Source organism: Anthropogastromicrobium sp. (assembly GCF_037349415.1).
Taxonomy (GTDB): Bacteria; Bacillota; Clostridia; order Lachnospirales; family Lachnospiraceae; genus Anthropogastromicrobium; species Anthropogastromicrobium aceti.
Map to the genome: position 1 here is coordinate 35,642 of NZ_JAXWCK010000051.1, position 19,565 is coordinate 55,206.

Below are 19,565 nucleotides of genomic sequence, written 5' to 3' on the forward strand. Positions count from 1 at the left end.
ATAGAAAGGAAATATTATGAGTAAATTGATGAAATCTGAATGGAGAGATCGCATCAGTCATTGGGTGCGCACACTTAAAGATGATTTTTATCAGCCACTTGGTGAGATTCAATGGGAGGCATTTCGCACAAATGAACAGCTCTCGCTTGGGGAGGCAAAAAAAGAGCAGTTTATTTCGGTAAAGCCAGGTTTTACTTGGGGAAATACATATGAATATTGTTGGATGAAGGGACACATTCAGCTAAGTGAGGAAGCTAACGGCAAACGTATTGTGATGAATTTGAAGCCAGATGGTGAGGCAACACTGTTTGTAAATGATAAGGCTTTTGGTACATACCGTGCGTCTTGGGTTAATGAGCCGCATCATTATATTGTAGACAATGTGTTAAGTCGCTGTGCAAAGGGAGACGAGCAGTTTGATATCATGATGGAGGTCTATGCTGGTCATTATTATCCAGAGGCACCGACAGGAGGATGTGCGACAGGTCCAGTGCTTCCGGGTTCCTATACAGACAAATTAGAAGAGGGAAAGAGACGTACATTAGGACGCTGCACTTACGGAATTTGGAATGAAGATGCTTACCAACTTTTTATGGATGTAGATACACTTGGACGTTTACTTGAAGTGCTTGACAAGACAAGCCTTAGAGCGGCAAAAATAGCAAAGGCATTGGAACAGTTTACATTGATTGTTGATTTTGAGCAGGAACGGGATGCCAGAATTGAGTCCTATAAAAAAGCGCGTGAAGCTTTAAAGCCAGTGCTAGAGGCCGAGAATGGTTCGACAATGCCAGTCTTTTATGCAGTGGGAAATGCTCATTTAGATTTGGCTTGGCTGTGGCCGATTGCGGAAACCGGTCGTAAAACCGCGCGTACATTTGCGGCGCAGCTTCGTCTGATTGAGGAATATCCAGAATATAAATTTATTCAGAGCCAGCCAGCAGAGTATGAGATGTGCCGCAAACTGTATCCGGAACTTTTTGAGCGAATCAAGGCGGCTGTCAAAAAAGGACAGTGGATTGCAGAGGGTGCCATGTGGGTGGAACCTGACACGAATATGGCAAGTGGTGAGGCACTGATTCGTCAACTGCTGTATGGAAAGCAGTATTATAAGGACGTATTTGATGTGGACAGTGAAGTGCTGTGGCTTCCAGATACGTTTGGCTACACAGGGGCATTGCCACAGATTTTAAAGGGATGCAAGGTCAACTATCTGGTAACACAGAAGATCTTTTGGTCATATAACGAGGGTGAGCAATTCCCGTATCATTACTTTAACTGGGAAGGCATAGACGGAAGTAGGATTGTGTCATTTCTTCCGACAAGCTATACTTATAAGACTAATCCTAAGCAACTTGAAGAAGTGTGGAAAAACAGAAGTCAGCTTCAGGATCTGGATGCCTTTTTGCTGCCGTTTGGCTATGGCGATGGCGGCGGTGGTCCAACAAGAGACGATATTGAGTATGCAAAAAGAGAACAAAATCTTGAGGGTGCACCGAGAGTTGAACTGTCTGATCCGAAGAGCTTTTTCAAGAAAATGGACGAAGCGGGCGGACCGGTCAATACTTATGTAGGTGAGCTGTATTTTAATGCACACAGAGGAACCTACACCTCTCAGGCAAAAGTAAAGCAAAATAATAGACGTGCTGAGTTTGCACTTCGCGAGATGGAGATGTGGGGAGCATTTGGTCTTTGTAAGGGAAATGTATATGACAGTGAGAAGGCTGATGCTCTCTGGAAGGAATTATTGTTAAATCAGTTTCACGATATTCTTCCAGGCTCCTCGATGGGAAGAGTTTACGAGGAAGCAAGGAAAGCTGTTGGCGGTGTAATTGAGACAGCAAATAAACAGGCAGATATATATATGAGTCAGCTTGTAACAAAAGAAAATGAAAATGATGTGACGCTCTTTAACTCATTTGGTTTTGAGAGAAAGACGGTGGTAGAGCTTCCAGAAGCATTTGCAGACGGTGCAAAAACCTTTGAAGGAGAGGAAGTTTTTGTTGAGAAGACACCGTTTGGCGTTAAGGCATGGGTAACAATCCCACCGTGCGGAGCTGTTACACTTGTTCCATACAAGAAGAAAAATGTGGAGCAAAAGGCTGTGTCAGCAGAAAAGACCACGGACGGCATTGTGCTTGAAAATTCACAGGTACGCGTCAAGATAAACAAAAAAGGCGAGGTGACAAGCTTTGTCCTAAAGGAATCAGGACGTGAGTTTGCAGCAGATGCCTTGAATTGTTTCCATTTTTATAAGGATGTACCACGCATGTTTGATGCATGGGATATCGACTCAAATTATAGGGAGCAGGAGCTTGAAGGAGCATTTGATGTGTGTACTGAGCTTGTGGCAGATGGAATAGAAGCAGTCATTAAAGTTACAGGAAAGATTGGAAATTCTTCATATACACAGTATATTCGTCTGGCAAAGGACAGCAGACGTCTCGAATTTGATACAACGATTGACTGGAAAGAGCTACATCGCCTGCTAAAGACTTCATTTCCAGTAGCGGTTTATGCAGAAAATGGAATCAATGAGATGCAGTTTGGCTATGTAATGCGCCCAACTCATCGTTCGAGAGAATACGAAAAAGATCGTTTTGAGGTATGCAATCACAGATACAGTGCGCTGTGCGATGCGTCTCACGGTGCAGCCGTATTAAATGACTGCAAGTATGGAATCAGCATGAATCAAAATGCGTTAGAACTAACTCTTCTTCGTGCAGCAGCAGCGCCAGAAATGCGTGCAGATAATCAGGTTCATCATTTTACATACGCGTTTACTGCTTGGAAAGGTGATTTTGTCGGATGTGATGTGGTAAAGCAGGGCTATGAACTAAATGAAAAGCCAAGACTGGTGCCGGGATGTGTGCCGACATTTAGCATGGCTTCTGTAAAGAGCGGCACAGTTGTCTTAGATACTATAAAGCCGGCATTAGACAGAAGCGGTGATTTGATACTTCGTCTGTATGAGTCTAAAAAGGCAGCGGGAAAAGCACAGATTTTGCTGAATGTTGATGCAAAGAAGGCTTGGCTTTGTGATATGCTGGAAAATAAAGAGCAGGAGATAGTAATAAAAGACGGCATGTTAGAGCTTGAGTTTGGTGCATTTCAGATTCAAACGATTCGTTTGTCGATTGAGGAAGCTATGGCATAAAAGAGCCTGCAAATGAAAAGGCAGAAATCATTCCGATGATTGCGTATTAAATGCGTTTTTATAAGCTGGATAAAGGGGGCAGGAAACTGCCCCTTTTGCGTAATAAAAGACATTGTATAATTCTTATATCAAGTAACTGCATAAGTGTATCAGAAAGGAAACAGTGAATAAAATTATTGCGGAAGGAAGAGGCTGAGGAAAAATATGGTAGATGAATTTTTTTTAAAATCATTGATTCAAATTACGCATGGGAAAATTAGACTGATTGATAAAGAAAGAGACATTCGTAGAATAGGACAGACAAAGGAAGAAGAAGATCCATTTTTTACGGATGAAATTTCTTTTAATGATGTGCTTGAACGAAGACCAGAAGCATCAATTGACATTTTCTGGGAAGATGACGTTTATTATGCAAGGGTTCGCCGAAAAGGAATACAAGGCTGGATTCTTGCAGGACCAGTGCAGACAGTTGTTGGTGCAGCACCTGCACTTAAAATAGCTCAAAAGCATAAGATCCAAGCTGCATCGTATCGTCTTCCATATTGTGAATTAAAAACATTCTTGGAAGCAATGAAGTTACTTCTTTATGAGGAAACAAGTGAAAAAGTTTGTTTGAGTGAGTTGTATACAAAACAACAGCCTGAGCCAGAACAACAAAAATTTTTTGAAAAAAAACGCTGGATGGAAAAAGGCGGACATTTGCACAATCCTTATCAGCATGAGCAAAAGAAGCTTGGAAGTATTCGAGCTGGAAATTTAAAGCTATTGGAAGAATGTCAAAATGAGGTATGGCCAGGTGAAATTGGTCAACTCGCAGATAATCCGCTTCGTCAAGAGAAAAATCTTTCAATTGTTGTAATTTCCATTGCATGCAGAGCAGCAATTGATGGTGGTGTTGCACCTCAGAAGGCATTTTCAATGTCAGATGTGTTTATTAGTAACATTGAAAGAATGACTCAGGTATTGCCAATTCAGGCAGCAGTTGTTGAATATGAACGAGAATTTGCACGAGCTGTTGAACAGGTCAAGCATGATAGCGAGCATAATCGTTATGTGGAGCGGGCGAAGGAATATGTTGCAGAACATATAGATGAATCAATTAGAGTAGTACAAATTGGAGAAGCACTTGGAATTAATGAAAATTATCTGACAGGACTCTTTCATAAATACGAGGGAATTACGTTGCAGCACTATATACGAAAAGAAAAGGTTCGCCAAGCAAAAGAACTATTGTTATATTCATCGTATTCTTGCAGCGAAATTGCAGCTCTTCTATGTTTTTCCACGCAAAGTCATTTTTCGAGTGCTTTTAAGCGTGAGGTAGGAATGACACCTGCGAAGTATCGAGAATCAAAAATACAAAGAGGGTAAGATATTAAAAAACGGGAATTGGTAAAAAAGTATATTTAGATAATAAAAAAATGATGCTTATGTACAAAAGTGATATAGAATCAAGGAAATATCAGAATAATATAATAAAAATAGATAAAACAAAAGAATAAATATGAGATTTATGATAAAAAATAAGGAAAAATGATATAATGACAAAAAGGTATCTGCTATAATAAGGTCATTCAAAGTTTTCAGGAGAAGACGATTGTTAATAAACCATATGATAGCAGATATTTTTTATGCAGCAGCATAGGAAAGGCAAGGTGAAGAAAATGGATATGAAACATTCAAGAAAGAGTGGATTGACAGGACGACAGAAGAAACAGATTCGGTTAGTACTTTTGCTTCTGCCCTTCATGATTATGATAGGAATTTTTTCCTATGCACCGTTGTTTGGATGGAGTTATGCATTTGTAGAATTTACACCTGGTGTTTCAATTTTTAAATCGCAGTTTGTTGGACTGAAATATTTTAAAAAGATTTTCGAAAATTCCAAAGATTTTGTGACAGTAATGAGAAACACACTGAGTATTTCATTTTTGAACATTTGCTGTTCCGTGCTTCCAGCTATTTTTGCAATTGCAATTTCACAGCTTAAGAATAAGCGATATGCAAAGCTTGTACAGACAGGAACTTCAATTCCAAACTTTATTTCCTGGGTTCTTGTATATTCCATTGTGTTTATGCTTCTTTCATCAGAAGATAGCGCATTAAATATTATTCTGATGGGACTTGGCATTATAAAGAAGCCGCTTAATGTATTGACAAATGAAAAACATGCATGGGCAACACAGGTTGCTATCGGTGTATGGAAATCACTGGGTTACAATGCAATTATTTATCTGTCTGCGATCACATCAATTGATCAGGAGTTATACCAAGCAGCAGAGGTGGATGGTGCTAATACATGGCAAAAAATTATTCATGTAACTGTTCCTGGTTTACTCTCTACATTTTTTGTTTTACTATTACTTGCAATTTCTAATATGATGTCAAATGGATTCGAGCAGTTCTGGCTGCTTGGAAATGGTATGACGTGGGATAAGCTGGAAGTATTTGATACATATGTATATCGTATGGGTATCAAAAATATGGAATACTCATTGGCAACTGCAATGGGCATTTTCAAATCTATTGTAAGTATTATCCTTTTGACATTTGCAAACTGGGCATCTAAAAAGCTGAGAGGCGATTCTATATTCTAAGTAAAAGTTTGAAAAGAAGGTTTTCTCAGAAAGGAGATTGTGAGAATTATGAAAAAGAGAAAGAAGATAACAATTGCAGGCACAATCAACACGGTATTGCTTGGATTGATTACATTTATTTGCGTATATCCGTTATGGTATATTTTTATTAACTCGCTCTCTTCTCCGGGAGCAGTGAACTTGGGTGTATATTTGCTTCCGAAGGAGTTTACAACAGAAGCCTATACAGAGATGCTTCAGATTCCAGGACTTAAATCTAGTATATGGATTGCGTTTGCGAGGACGATATTTGGTACACTTTTAACATGTTTTTGTTGTAGCTTTGCAGCATATATTCTTGCTAATAGAGATCTTCCGTGCAAGAAGTTTTTGTACCGCTTCTTTATTATTACGATGTATGTAAATGCAGGATTTATCCCATATTATTTATTGATCAGTAATATAGGACTGAAAAATGATTTTTTAGTGTACATTCTTCCATCAGCAGTTCAGGCATATTTTATTATTTTAGTAAAAACTTATATTGAGTCTATTCCAGGGGAACTGATTGAGTCAGCAGAGATCGATGGAGCTGGATTAGTAAAAATTTACTTCAAGCTTATTATTCCACTTGCAAAGCCAATTTTGGCATGTATTATTGTGTTTGCAGCTGTAAATCAGTGGAATGCATGGGCAGATGATATGTATTTTATGCAAGGAAGAAAATCTGCAACGTTACATTGTCTGCAGTATTTGCTGTATACGAAACTACAGTCGAATGTAGTATCTTCCACAGCAGGAGCGGCAGCGGGAGCGGCAATTAAAGTATCATCGACAACGCTACGTATGGCAATGAGCTTTATTACTGTAGTTCCGATACTTTGTGTTTATCCATTCATGCAGCGCTTTTTTACAAAGGGAATTATGCTTGGTGCAGTAAAAGGTTGAGAAATGTTATTTTATGTTAGTTATGATTGCAATCGTGCAAAGGTATGGTACGAAGGTGATCTGGCAGTAATAAAAAGAAAAAGGAAGGAGATATTTATGAAAAAAACAGTAGCAAGAAAGGCATTTGCAGCAGCATCCGCACTTATTATGTGTGGTAATACAATGGCATTTGCAGGAGAGAGCACGGGCAGCACAACAACACCTCAATTTGAGGATAGAGTGGCACTTGATGTAGTGGCATTCGTAGGATCAGGTGAACTTGATGGACTTCGTTCAGATCCAGTCAGCAAGTATATTGAAGATAATTTGAATATTGATCTGTACCTGACTGCTGTTACAGAGGCAGATTGGCCGACACAGCTGTCAGCTATGTTAGCAGATAATGATTTACCAGATGTTTTCTTATTATCTGACCCAACAAAACAGCTTCCGATGCTTCTTGAGTCTGCATCTGTATTGAATTTGGAGCCTTACCTGGAAGAGTATGCACCAAACACCATGAGTGACCCAGCAGGACAGTTGATGGTAGCAGCAGAGCGTATGCCGGCAAACAGCCCAGATGGAAATATGTATCTTTGGGGTATGTGTAAAGGTTCTTGGGATGATGGCACAGTTCCAACATGCGGTCACTATTTGAGATGGGATCTGTATAAGGAAGCGGGCTATCCAAAGCTGGAAAATTATGATGATGATCTGTTAGATGTTCTTGAGCAGATGGTGGCATTAGAGCCAGAAACAGCAGATGGGCAGAAAACTTACGGATGCGGTGCATGGTTTGGTGCAGGTCAGGGATGGGGTGAATGGGTATTTACCTTTGGTCTTGGACCGCAGGAAGGCGTAAATTTGATAGAAACAACTGGTCGTGTACTTGGTGTTTCTACAGTTGATTCTACACCACTTGAAACAAATCAGTTAACCGATCCTGAAAGTGTATTCTGGCGTGCAGTTCGTTTTTATAATAAGGCAAACCAGAGAGGTTTGTTAGATCCAGATTCCTTTACACAGACATCTGATGTTTACTCGGAAAATCTGAAGGCTGGAAAGTATATGTTTAATGTACCAGGTTGGATGTCTAATGACGCAAACACAGAGTTTAACAAGGCAGAAGGAAATGAGAAAACATTTATTTCAATGCCAAGTTTGACTGCAGATGCAGAAGATCGTTTTGGAAATATGTATAGAGGTGAGAGACAGTATGTTGTTAACGCAAATACTGAAAATCCAGAGCGCTGTGTAGCATTGCTTGACTTTGTATCTACATATGAATTTTCCAGAATTGCATGGAATGGCTTAGAAGGTGGTATGTGGAATATGGAAGATGGTGAGCCAGTACCGACGGATGAGTACCTGAAAGTAACAAAGGATGATGCTCTTGGCGTAGAGACTGGTATTAATGTATACCATCATTTCTGTGGATTTGGAAACGGAACAATTCAGCCAGATGGCTACACCACTGATCTGTATCAGTTCTCAACAAAGGCTATGGAAGCAAAGATGAATGATACCATTAAGGATTTCATTGATCATTATGGTGCAGAGTCTCAGGTGGATGTATATCGTCAGGAAACACCTGTTACTGATTCTATGAATTACATTTCATTTAGTGATCCAGAAGGTGAGGTTGCTTCTTGGGTAAACGAAATCAATGCATACATGGGTAAGAATGTATTTAAGTGCGTAGCATGTGAGTCTGATGAGGAATTTGAGGCAATGCGTGACAGCATGATTGAAGAGCTGAAGGCAAGCTATCATGTTGATGAGGTATTTGATTACTTCTATCAGGATGCTTTGGCTCAGGCAGAAGATGTTGCAACACTTGTTGAAATGAATAATGCAATCAAAAAATAAGCTTAAATGAAAGTGCTATTTACAAGTTAAAAAGACATAACCCTAAATAAACACCCGGAATATATTGTATAGCAGCAATATATTCCGGGTATTTTAATGACGTATAGTGTTATCCTCTTGGATCTTTTGCAAAGCTAGGAATTTCTACACATGGCTGTTCATAAACCCAGCCTTTGGCATGGCCTCCTGCTGCGTGAAACCAGTTCCCTGTAACTTCGTTTACGACATGAAGTCCATTTTCATCTTCTTCCATTTCAAATAAAAGAATACGTTTCTTTGGGTGATCATTTGGGCAGTGGCATGCCATCATTAGCTGACCGCCAAAGGTATAAAACAGCATTGCATGACCGCCGTCAAGTGCATACAGTGGTTCTGATTCCTGATCCCATGGCCCCATAATATCACCAAAACGGCTTGTTGCGTAGCCCACAGCATATGCGCCTTTTTCTGTAAAGCTAGACCAAAGCATAATAAGTTTTCCGCCAGGAAGGCGATGCAAAAATGGTCCGTCTGTCACATAGCCGCCTTCTTTTGCGCCTTTAGCATTCCATTTGCCATCGGATGCTCTAAATAAAATGACAGGATCACCAATTGCTTCGCCCAAATCATCAGACATTGGTATGGCACAAATTTGACCATCACCAACCTGAAGCCACTCATGACAAAATACCATCCATGGCTTGCCTGATCGGTCAACGTATAATGTTCCATCAAGACTCTGCCATCCATCTGGTGTAACAGCTTCTTGACGAATGGGTTCAAATGGTCCTTTTGGTGAATCTGATACTAAGCACTGACATTTGCGGTAATGACCATCTGCACGAAATGAGCTGAACAGATAATAGCGTCCTTTCCAGATATGAACCTCTGGTGCCCAATAATCCTTATCTGCCCAGAAATTATTTTGACGAAAACAAATCTGTGGCTTTGACCAGTGAATCAAATCCTTACTTTCAAGTACATAAAATACACCGTGTTCTTTGTCAGTTTCCACATCTGGGAAACGTTCTGTATCCGCAAACTGTACATAAGTGTAGTAGCAGCGGCTTTTTGGATCTGCCAGAATAAATGGGTCGCTGATATGGACATCTCTCACATGGTAAGGATACTGTTCCAGATCAACTGTGTCATCAGTACAATAAAAACGCATGTTGTTCCCTCCTTAAAAATGATATCTTTGCTATTTTTTGTAGATAAAAATAGCTTCCTTTACTGTACACCATACCACATCGCTCATCAAAAAACGATGTCAAATTTTATATTCTTTTTGTGTTTTTTTGACGAGTAAAAAATAATATAAAAACCCTACCATTTTTATATATTTTGAGCGATAATGGAAGTGACAAAAATTAAAACTGGGAGACAGAAAAATATGGAAGCAGAAAAATTAATAGAAGCACTTCATACGGTGGAGAAATTAAAAAGAACGATGCGTCATTGCTACACATCAGATGACAGGAAGGAAAGTGTAGCAGAGCATTGCTGGCGAGTGGCACTGATGGCATATTGGATGGAAGATGAATTTCCAGAAGTGGATATTAATAAAGTAATCAAGATGTGTCTTATTCATGATTTGGGTGAATGTTTTACAGGTGATATACCATGTTTTAAAAAGACAGAGGCCGATGAAGAAACAGAGGAAAATCTGCTTTATCAGTGGGTAGCGACACTTCCAGAGCCACTTAACGATAAGATGCGGACACTTTATCAGGAGATGAGTGAGCTAAAAACACTAGAGGCAAAGATCTACAAGGCACTCGACAACATGGAGGGTGCACTATCTCATAACGAGTCAGATCTTAAGACCTGGGAGCCGCATGAGTATGAGCTAACAAAGAATTATGGAATTGATAAGTCGCAGTTTCATCCATATATCAAACATCTGCGCGAATGTATCAGACAGGAAACTGTGGATAAGATTATTGCGGCAGGAAGAAATATTACGCTGGCAGAAGAATCTGACAAAGATGAACTTCTAAAGCTGTATCGCTCAATGATAGGCGGCGCAGCAGACTGGAATGAATATTATCCTTCCATGGAAAATATTGAGTTTGATATTGCACATGACAGCCTGTTTGTCATGAAAAATCAAAAGGGAGAAATCATTTCGGCCATTTCAATTGATCACGACGAAGAAGTGGATAACCTTGATTGTTGGAGCAAGGATTTTCAGCCGTCAGCAGAGGTGGCACGCGTGTGTGTCAGAAAAGATTTGCAGGGACAGGGCATTGCAAAAATGATGATGGAACACGTATTTGCCGTGCTTCGTGAGCAGAACAAAAAGAGTGTTCATATACTTGTGCGTGATAATCATAAAGTAGCGCTCAAGTGCTATAGCGATCTTGGATTTGTTCTAGTCGGGGAGTGCGAGCTGTTTGAAAAGCACTTTGTCTGTATGGAAAAGAAATTATAAAAAATCACCCATTTTTCTGTTGCTGCAAAATACAATTTTCCAAATTTGGAAAGATAGATGAGAAAAAATAAAAATCGTGGAAAATAAAGGAAAAACGCGAAAATAATAGGCCATGATTCATTTTTTAACGGTTCGAAAACGTTAAAGTAAATGCATACGGGGGGTCATTTTTATTGTAAAATGACCGTTCTTAAAAGGGAAAAGATATGGTATATTAAAATATAGAACGAAATAGTTTGAAGAATTTAATTTGGCAGAGGCAAATGTACAGATTTGGATTTAACAGAAAGATGGGAGGAAACAAAATGAGAAGAAGACGATTTATGGCACCGGCAGTAGTGGCGATGCTTTTTGTGAACACAATAATACAGAATGCACCAGCAGAGCAGACCGTTGAAACAGAAGCGCAGGAAATAAAAGTAAACAGTCAGACAACACAAGCAGCGCAAAGTCTGGAGGAGGCGAAGGTAAATCTTGATCAGGCAAAGAAAAATACACGTCAGGCACAATCAGCGATGGAAAAAGCAGATCAGGAAGTAAAAGACGCACAGAAAGTCAAGGCCGATGCAGAGGCAGCACAAACGGAAGCAGTACAAAAGGAAGCAGCAGCAAAAGAAGCAGTGGAGCAGGGATTTTCTGAGAACAAGATGCAGTTTGAAAGCGAACTGCAGGTAGCAAATGATGAGGAATCGGCAGCGCAGTTAAAAAAGGAAGCTGCCGATGCAGCACTTAAAGATGCACAGACGAAAAAAGCGAAGGCCCAGACAAGTCTTTCTGAGGCCCAGAAAAAATATGATGAAGCAATTGCTCAAAATGGTGAGCTGACGCAGGCAGATGTCGATCAGGCGAACACGGATGCAGAGGAAGCAAAAAATGCGGTGACAGAGCAGGAGCGTCAGGTAGAATCCGCACAGAAAGAAGCCGATGCAGCAAAACAGGCTTTGGATGACGCAGAGAAAAAGAGAGCACAGGCAGAAGCAGATGTGCAGGCGGCAAAAGAAGAAAGGGATGCAGCTAAGCAGACTTATTTACAGGAAGCAGAGAAGTCATCCCAGTCCGACAGCAATGTAAAATCTGCTCAGGAAGCAGCCCAAAACGCACAGCAGAAATTTGATGAAGCCAAGTCTGCAGCGGATGATTTGAAGGTACAGCAATCCAAAAAGCAGCAGGATCTTTTGGATGCACAGGCTGCAGCGGATGAGGCAGCTAAGACCTACCAGTCTGTCAAACAGAAACTTGAGGAAAATGAACAGGCAAAGTCTGCGTTAGAGCAGGCCAAGAAAAATGTTACCGTGGCAGATGATGCCTGCAGTAAAGCGCAGACGGAGTATGATGCGTTGGTGCAGGCATGGAAGGAAAAACAGGCGGCGGCTGCGGCATTAAACGAAAAGCTTCAGGCAGCCCAATCGTGTGACTGGGAAAATGGATATGAATTTGATGAGGCACTGGAACAATCTGACGAACGTTTTTTAAATTTAAACAAATTGATTCGCACCTATATTCAGGCAAAAGAGGCGGAGACTGCGGCAGCGCAGGATCAGCAGGAAGCTAAAAAAGCAGTGCAGGATGCAGACACGGCAAAAGCGGCAGCAGAACAAAAGAAAGCAGCAGCAAAAGAAGCAGTGGAGCAGGGATTTTCTGAGAACAAGACGCAATTTGAAAGCGAACTGCAGATGGCAAAGAATGAGGAATTGGAAGCGCAGACAAAAAAGGAAGCTGCCGATGCAGCACTTAAAGATGCACAAGCGAAAAAAACAGATGCCGAAACGGAGTGTTCCAAAGCCCAGAAAAAATATGATGATGCAATTTATAAAAATGGTGAGCTGACGCAGGCAGATGTAGATCAGGCGCAGAATGCAGAGAAAGAAGCAGAAAATGTGGTGAAAGATCAGGAGCGTCAGGTAGAATCCAAACAGACAGCAGCCGATGCAGCAAAACAGGCATTGGAGACTGCAAAACGGGAGTTTGATAATCTGGGGGGCGCACAGGCACTGCAGGATGCAGAAAGTAAAAAAACGACTGCTCAGAAAAATGTAGAGCAGGCTGAAAAAGATAAAGATCAAACACAGAAGAATTTAGAGGCAGCACAGAAAGAACTGGAAAACGTACAAAACCAGCTTAACATTGCACATAAAGCGCTGGAAACCAGTAAAGATGCAAAGACAGCAGCGGATAATGAATTAAAAGATGCGCAGGATCAGAAAGCTAATGTCGAGAAAGAGCAGAAGGATACCGATGACAGAAAAATTAAGTGTGAGACAGAGATCAACACGTTGAGTCAGAGCTTGAAAGCGTGTGAGGAAAAAATCATAACTGAACAGAATTCATTGTATTCCTTAGAGAAAAAAATTATGACAATAAAAGGCATGTTGCAGGAAGAATGGGTCTCCCAACCAGAACGTGAATATCTAGAGGCACAACTCGCTGATACTCAGGCAAGTCGTGATGCTAGCCAGAACCAGCTTGATGCTTACATGAAAGAGTATAATAAGCTTACGAAAGAAAAAAATTCGTGGGAAGATGATTTGGAAACTGTGAACAATAATTTAGCGTCTCTGAAGAAAATGCAAGCCGACGCAGATGAAAGGCTTCAGTCAGCCGAGACCGCGGCCGAACAAGCGCAGGCTGCTTTCGAAGAGGCTCAAACAAAGTATGATGGGCTTACGACACAGAAATCTGATCAGGAAAGGCAAGTAAACGAATGTCAGACTCAATTAAAAGACAGAGAGAATGCCTTATATACAAAGCAGGATGAACTGAATGCAATCGAGAGCCAACTGAAAATTTTGAAACAGGCAGAGGACGCGGTAAAGTCGGCAGAAAGTGAAAAGAAAAACAAGGAAGCAGAGCTTAGTAATAAGCAGAAGGATCTTTTGGATGCACAGGCTGCAGCGGATGAGGCAGCTAAGACCTACCAGTCTGTCAAACAGAAACTTGAGGAAAATGAACAGGCAAAGTCTGCGTTAGAGCAGGCCAAGAAAAATGTTACCGTGGCAGATGATGCCTGCAGTAAAGCGCAGACGGAGTATGATGCGTTGGTGCAGGCATGGAAGGAAAAACAGGCGGCGGCTGCGGCATTAAACGAAAAGCTTCAGGCAGCCCAATCGTGTGACTGGGAAAATGGATATGAATTTGATGCGGCACTGGAACAATCTGACGAACGTTTTTTAAATTTAAACAAATTGATTCGCGCCTATATTCAGGCAAAAGAGGCAAAGACTGCGGCAGCGCAGGAGATGCAGGAAGCTAAAAGAGCAGTGCAGGATGCAGACGCGGCAAAAGCGGCAGCAGAACAAAAGAAAGCAGCAGCAAAAGAAGCAGTTGAGCAGGGATTTTCTGAGAACAAGAAGCAGTTTGAAAGCGAATTGCAGGCAGCAAACGATGAGGAATCGGCAGCGCAGTCAAAAAAAGAAGATGCCGATGCAGCACTTAAAGATGCACAAGCGAAAAAAATAGCTGCCGAAACGGAGCGTTCCAAAGCCCAGAAAAAATATGATGAAGCAATTGCTCAAAATGGTGAGCTGACACAGGCAGATGTCGATCAGGCGAACACGAATGCAGAGGAAGCAAAGAAAGCATTGGAGGCAGCAAATGATGAGCTGGCAGCTGTACAGAAACAGCTTACCTCAGCACAAGAATTGCTGCAAAATTGTTCTGACAGGAAAAAAGCCGCAGACGAAGACTATGATGAGGCAGTCAAAAAAAATAAGCTCAATGGTCAACAGACATTAGAAGCAAAACAGCAGCTTGATGAAAAACAGACGGCATTGGACAATGCAAATGCAAAGTTGACACAGGCAACTGATGTTGAGACTAGCGCAGAAAAAGAGGCTTCAGCAAAAGATACAACACTTCAGCAAAAACAGCAGGCGCTTCAAACAGCGAAGGATGCGGCAGATTCAGCTGCAAAGACCAAAGAGTCTGTTCTGCAGCTCTTTGAAGCAAATGAGCAGGCAAAGCGAGAATTCGAACAGGCGAAGGAAGATGCTGCAGTAGCAGAAGATGCCTGCAAAAAGGCACAAAGTGAAGCAGACACCGCTTTGCAAATGTGGAATGAAAAACAGGCACTGGCTGCACAATGGAAAGTAAATCTGCAGGCACTTGCATCCTGCGATTGGGAGAATGGACAGGAATTTGATCTGTCTCTGGAAGAAGCAGATGAACGTTTCGTCAGACTAAATGAGTTGATTCGGGCATATATGCAGGCAAAGAAAAATCAAAAGGCAGCAGATGATACAGCGGAAACGGCACAGGAATGGTACAGTCAGTTATGTGCAGCAGTGACGAAAGCAAAACAGGAGTATGCTGTCGCGCTGGCAGACGAAGCAATTGCACAGGAGATATATGATTCCTTCTTAAAAGAACAGGAGACGAGCGAAGAAGAAAGCAGCTCATCTGAAGAATCCAGCGAAGAACAAACATCGCCATCAACCTCACAGGAATCACAGGCTCAGACTCAAACCCAGAGTCAGACGCCAAGCTCCAGTCAGGAAGAAAGCCAAATAAAAGATGTTGTTCTCGGAATTGAGGATTACAGTATGCTATTTGGATTGGGATTAGCAGGAGCAGGCGGCATGCTTCTCATCTGGCTGGCGTTAAAATTCAAGCGTATTTAAACATTTTTTCCATCTTTAGGGGGCTGGTTAGTACACTAGCCCCCTAAACTTTTTGAAATCTGATGTGGGAAATTTCAGTAAAAGAAAAACGAGAAGTTTACTAGTCAGAGCTAGCTGCAGCACCCTTCCACTTGTCAAATCCTAATTAAGTGTGATATACTGCCCACAAATGGTCGTATTTGTGACGAAAGAACGAGGGGTGAGTAAAATGGGAGGAAAATGGTCACAAAAAGAGTCAGCAAGCAATATGCTAGAGCAGGTTACATATGAAATTGCAGATTTTCCAATTCATAGTCGTGAGTGTGTTCTTGAGGGGAAAGACAGAATGGTACTTCCATGGCATTGGCATTCTCAAGTTGAATTTTTATATGTGGAAAAGGGTGAAATTACCTGTTGTGTGAATACGTCATCAATTTTGCTTAAGGAGCATGAAGGAATCTTTATTAACTCAAAGGAAAGCCACAGCATTTTGCGAAATGTCGGGGCAGGACTAATAAAAACTATCTTGCTTCCGGCTGAGTTTGTTTTTGGAACAGACAATTATTTTTACAAGGAATGCATTAAACCCATCGCGCATCAGGAGCAGTACCAGTACATTCTTCTGACTAGCGAAAAGGACTGGCAGAAGGACATACTAAGCGAGATGGAAAAATTGCGCTGTTACTGTGAGAAAAATATTGAAAAGAAAATGTCTTCTATTATTTTTTCTGTGTGCCGTATCTGGGAAAAACTAGCAAATTTTCGTCAGGAAATTCCAGTAACTGATCCGTCTCAGGTTCGAAGTCCATCGCAGATTCGTTTGCAGCAGATGCTTGCTTTTATTAGGAGACATTACTCTGAACCAATTACACTTGGCGATATCGCAGGTGCTGCTAATATTAGTCAGAGTGAGGCGGCACGCTGTTTTAAGAAAAATCTTGATGTTACGCCATTTAACTACTTGATTTTGTATAGACTAGAGGTTGCCAAGGCTATGCTCCAGTCATCTGAGACGTCGATTACGGAGATTGCTATGCAGTGTGGTTTTGAGAGTGTCAGCTATTTTGACCGCGTATTTCGAAAATATTATTGGCTAACACCAAAAGAATTTCGTGGAAATATGGATCTTTATAGTTAAGTATTACAATGCTGTTTTGAAAATATATGACAATAAATGAAAAGTTTATCAAAGCTTCTGGCAAGTTTGTACTATTATTTGGGAATTTTGTATGATAAGCTTGAGCTATCAATTTTCAAAAGAGAAAGGCAAAAGGAGGAGCCAGATGAGAAAGTATACCAGAAAACTTATGGCAGCTGCTATGTGTGCAGCAATGACCGCATCTATGATTCCAGCATCAACATGGGCAGGTGAGAATACAGATGAAATGTCTGTAATTCGTGTTATGGGAATCAACAATACCGTCACAACCGTGAATGGCGGAACCGTTTCCTTAAAGGACTGGATTGAGAGCGGAAACAGCCAGCTCTACAATACCTTCACAGAAGAGCTTGCAAAGAGAAACATCAAGCTTGAATTTAACTTAATCGAGGATGATCAGTATACTACAGTATGTCAGACAACAGTAGCGAGCGGAAATTTAGGCTGTGACATAATGTATATTGAGCCACTTGATGATAAGACAAAGCAGAGACTTATCGACAGAGGAATCTTTGTACCGATTAATGAAATCTGGGATCAGTCAGAGGAAGGAACGGCAAAAGAGTTCTTCACTGAGGGAGAAGGAAAGTTTGTTTCCGAGCGTTTGAGCATGGAGGATGGAAACGTATATTGGCTGGCTGATATTCAGACAAGTAATTACAAAGGTGAGGTAACAACTGGTGCGGCATTAGCATTCAATATCCGTAAGGATTGGCTTGATGCATGCGATCTTGAGACACCGACCACACTTGATGAATTTACATCAGCACTTAAGACTTTCCAGGATAAGGATTGTAATGGAAATGGTGTAGTAGATGAAGTTATCACAATGAAGATTGCAGGATTTGGAACCGATATTGCACAGTGGTTTGGACTTGGACCTGAAATGGTATTTATTGATCCAAAAACAGATACGCTGACCAGTCCGTGGTATCAGGATCATATAAAGGATTATATTTCTTATATGAATAGTCTGTATGAAGCAGGATTGATGGTGGATATCACCAATCAGACAAATACAAGACGTGCTACTAACCAGATGTCTGGTGAGGCAAACTGGGTTGCACAGACATGGGCAGAGCCAACTATTCAGGTTCAGGAAGGTGCACAGCCTCCATACTTAGAGCCGATCGTGATAAAGGCTACCGACGATACTGAGCCGCTTGTTCGTTTGCAGAGTGGTGAAAACCTGATGTCCAGAATTTATGCAGTAACAAATGAGTGTGAAGATACAGCAGCTGTAGCAAGGCTTCTTGACTATATGTGTTCACCAGAGTATGTAGAGTTAACAGAGCATGGTGTAGAGGGCGTGAACTTTACACGTACAGAAGATGGCGATTATCAGCAGCTGTCTGGCGATGACATTGACAATTCTATTATGAGCTTGATGGTTGGTGCACTGTGGAATTCCGAAGTGCTTCCGCGTATGGATTTGAACAAGGATATGTCTACTGAGCTTGTAGCAGGAATCCAGCTTGGAAAGGATGCGGGAATCCCAGAGGGCTATCAGGCAAAGGCTGACTTTGCAGACTGGGTATTCACTCAGAACATGGAAAATACAGTAAACTATTCTCCACTGACAATGTTAGCAGTTGCTAATCAGGAAGAAACAAAGCGTACCAGCGAGATTCTTACCGATTTGGATACATATTCACAGGAGCTTTTGACAAAGTTGATCCTTGGGCAGAAGAGTCTGGATGATTGGGATTCCTACATGGACGATTTAAAACGTCTTGGTCTGGATGAGCTTATTGAAATTTATCAGGGTCGTTATGACAGAACAAAGAGATGATCGATATTCTGTTTGAAAAACAAGTAAGATCAACTCAGAAAGCTGAAAAACGATTGTGGATTGATTGACAATTTGATAAAAACAGGGCCGCTGCGAACAAAAGCGTTTGTCAGCGGCCTTTTGTAAAAGGCTGGTGTGCGTATGAAAACAAAAATGAAACGAAAATATACGGCGGTTGAAAAAAGAGAAAACCGCCAGCTGTATCTGCTGATGCTTCCAGTATTTATTCTGATCGCAGTGTTCTGCTATGCGCCAATGTTCGGTATCGTGATTGCATTTCAGGATTATTGGCCAGGTGATCCATTTTTTGGCGATGGTGCCATGTGGGTAGGATTGGATAACTTTAAGCGTTTTGTTCAAGGTGAGTATTTTGGTCGATTGATTAAAAATACGCTCGTGTTAAGTGGTTTGAACTTGATTTTTGGTTTTACAATGCCTATTATTTTTGCAATTCTTTTGGATCAGATCAAGCATTTGAGATTCAAAAAATTCTGTCAGACGGCTAGCTACATGCCGTATTTTATTTCAACAGTAGTTGTTGCAGGTATGGTAATTTCCTTTATTGACGTGAATGGACTTATTACAAAACTGCTTACAATTGTTGGATTGCCAAATATTAACTGGAGACAGGAGCCATCAGCATTCCCTACAATTTATACTTTCACAAATGTGTGGAAGCTGTTCGGCTTTAATAGTATTTTGTACATGTCTACGATTTCATCCATTGATCAGGGTCTTTATGAGGCTGCAAAGATTGATGGTGCAAACCGCTGGCAGCAGTGTTGGCATGTTACATTGTCTGGAATTAAGCCAATCATTGCGATTAACCTGATTATGCAGGTAGGAAGCATTCTTTCTACAAATAGTGATCTGATTTTGCTTTTGTATACACCGGCAACTTACGATGTAGCAGATGTTATCGGTACGTATACATACCGTATGGGTATTTTAAATGGTGAATATAGCTTTACGACAGCTGCTGGTCTTTTTATGTCTGTGATTGGATTTGCACTGACCTATATATGTAACAAGATCAGTAATAAGCTGACAGGCTTCGGTCTGTGGTAAGGAGGTCAG

The 19,565-nt window shown here is 41.1% G+C and carries 11 protein-coding genes; 10 read left to right on the forward strand and 1 reads right to left on the reverse strand.

The window, feature by feature from the left end:
* Positions 1-16: 16 nt before the first annotated feature.
* The 5 genes from WJP93_RS11785 (at position 17) to WJP93_RS11805 (ending at position 8,529) form a co-directional block, all read left to right on the forward strand.
* Positions 17-3,157, forward strand: a complete 3,141-nt coding sequence (locus WJP93_RS11785; RefSeq protein ID WP_337548491.1) for a glycoside hydrolase family 38 C-terminal domain-containing protein — start codon at positions 17-19, stop codon at positions 3,155-3,157.
* 204 nt (positions 3,158-3,361) lie between these two features.
* Positions 3,362-4,528: a helix-turn-helix domain-containing protein gene (locus tag WJP93_RS11790; protein WP_337548493.1), complete on the forward strand. Its 1,167-nt coding sequence runs from the start codon at positions 3,362-3,364 to the stop codon at positions 4,526-4,528.
* A gap of 293 nt (positions 4,529-4,821) precedes the next feature.
* A complete protein-coding gene (locus WJP93_RS11795; RefSeq protein WP_082868441.1) occupies positions 4,822-5,754 on the forward strand; it encodes an ABC transporter permease subunit in 933 nt (310 codons plus the stop codon).
* Between the two features lie 48 nt (positions 5,755-5,802).
* The gene (locus WJP93_RS11800; protein WP_337548495.1) at positions 5,803-6,681 is read left to right on the forward strand and encodes a carbohydrate ABC transporter permease; all 879 of its coding nucleotides are present in this window, start codon (positions 5,803-5,805) and stop codon (positions 6,679-6,681) included.
* 96 nt (positions 6,682-6,777) lie between these two features.
* Positions 6,778-8,529 (forward strand): extracellular solute-binding protein, encoded by a 1,752-nt coding sequence (locus WJP93_RS11805; RefSeq protein ID WP_337548496.1) that lies wholly within the window; start codon positions 6,778-6,780, stop codon positions 8,527-8,529.
* Positions 8,530-8,638: 109 nt separating this feature from the next.
* On the opposite strand, the gene WJP93_RS11810 is transcribed toward WJP93_RS11805, so the two are convergent.
* Entirely contained in the window at positions 8,639-9,679 is a 1,041-nt protein-coding gene (locus WJP93_RS11810; RefSeq protein ID WP_337548498.1) for a glycoside hydrolase family 43 protein, read from the reverse strand.
* A 222-nt stretch (positions 9,680-9,901) separates the two neighbouring features.
* Between WJP93_RS11810 and WJP93_RS11815 the strand changes: the two genes are divergently transcribed.
* The 5 genes from WJP93_RS11815 to WJP93_RS11835 all read left to right on the forward strand — a co-directional run bounded on the left by WJP93_RS11815 (position 9,902) and on the right by WJP93_RS11835 (position 19,556).
* Positions 9,902-10,942: a GNAT family N-acetyltransferase gene (locus WJP93_RS11815; protein WP_337548500.1), complete on the forward strand. Its 1,041-nt coding sequence runs from the start codon at positions 9,902-9,904 to the stop codon at positions 10,940-10,942.
* A gap of 305 nt (positions 10,943-11,247) precedes the next feature.
* A complete protein-coding gene (locus WJP93_RS11820; protein ID WP_337548501.1) occupies positions 11,248-15,558 on the forward strand; it encodes a hypothetical protein in 4,311 nt (1,436 codons plus the stop codon).
* 208 nt (positions 15,559-15,766) lie between these two features.
* The gene (locus WJP93_RS11825; protein ID WP_227100755.1) at positions 15,767-16,675 is read left to right on the forward strand and encodes an AraC family transcriptional regulator; all 909 of its coding nucleotides are present in this window, start codon (positions 15,767-15,769) and stop codon (positions 16,673-16,675) included.
* 145 nt (positions 16,676-16,820) lie between these two features.
* Positions 16,821-18,488, forward strand: coding sequence for an extracellular solute-binding protein (locus WJP93_RS11830; protein ID WP_227100754.1), 1,668 nt, complete (start codon positions 16,821-16,823; stop codon positions 18,486-18,488).
* A 141-nt stretch (positions 18,489-18,629) separates the two neighbouring features.
* A complete protein-coding gene (locus WJP93_RS11835; RefSeq protein WP_227100753.1) occupies positions 18,630-19,556 on the forward strand; it encodes an ABC transporter permease subunit in 927 nt (308 codons plus the stop codon).
* The last annotated feature ends 9 nt before the right edge of the window (positions 19,557-19,565 follow it).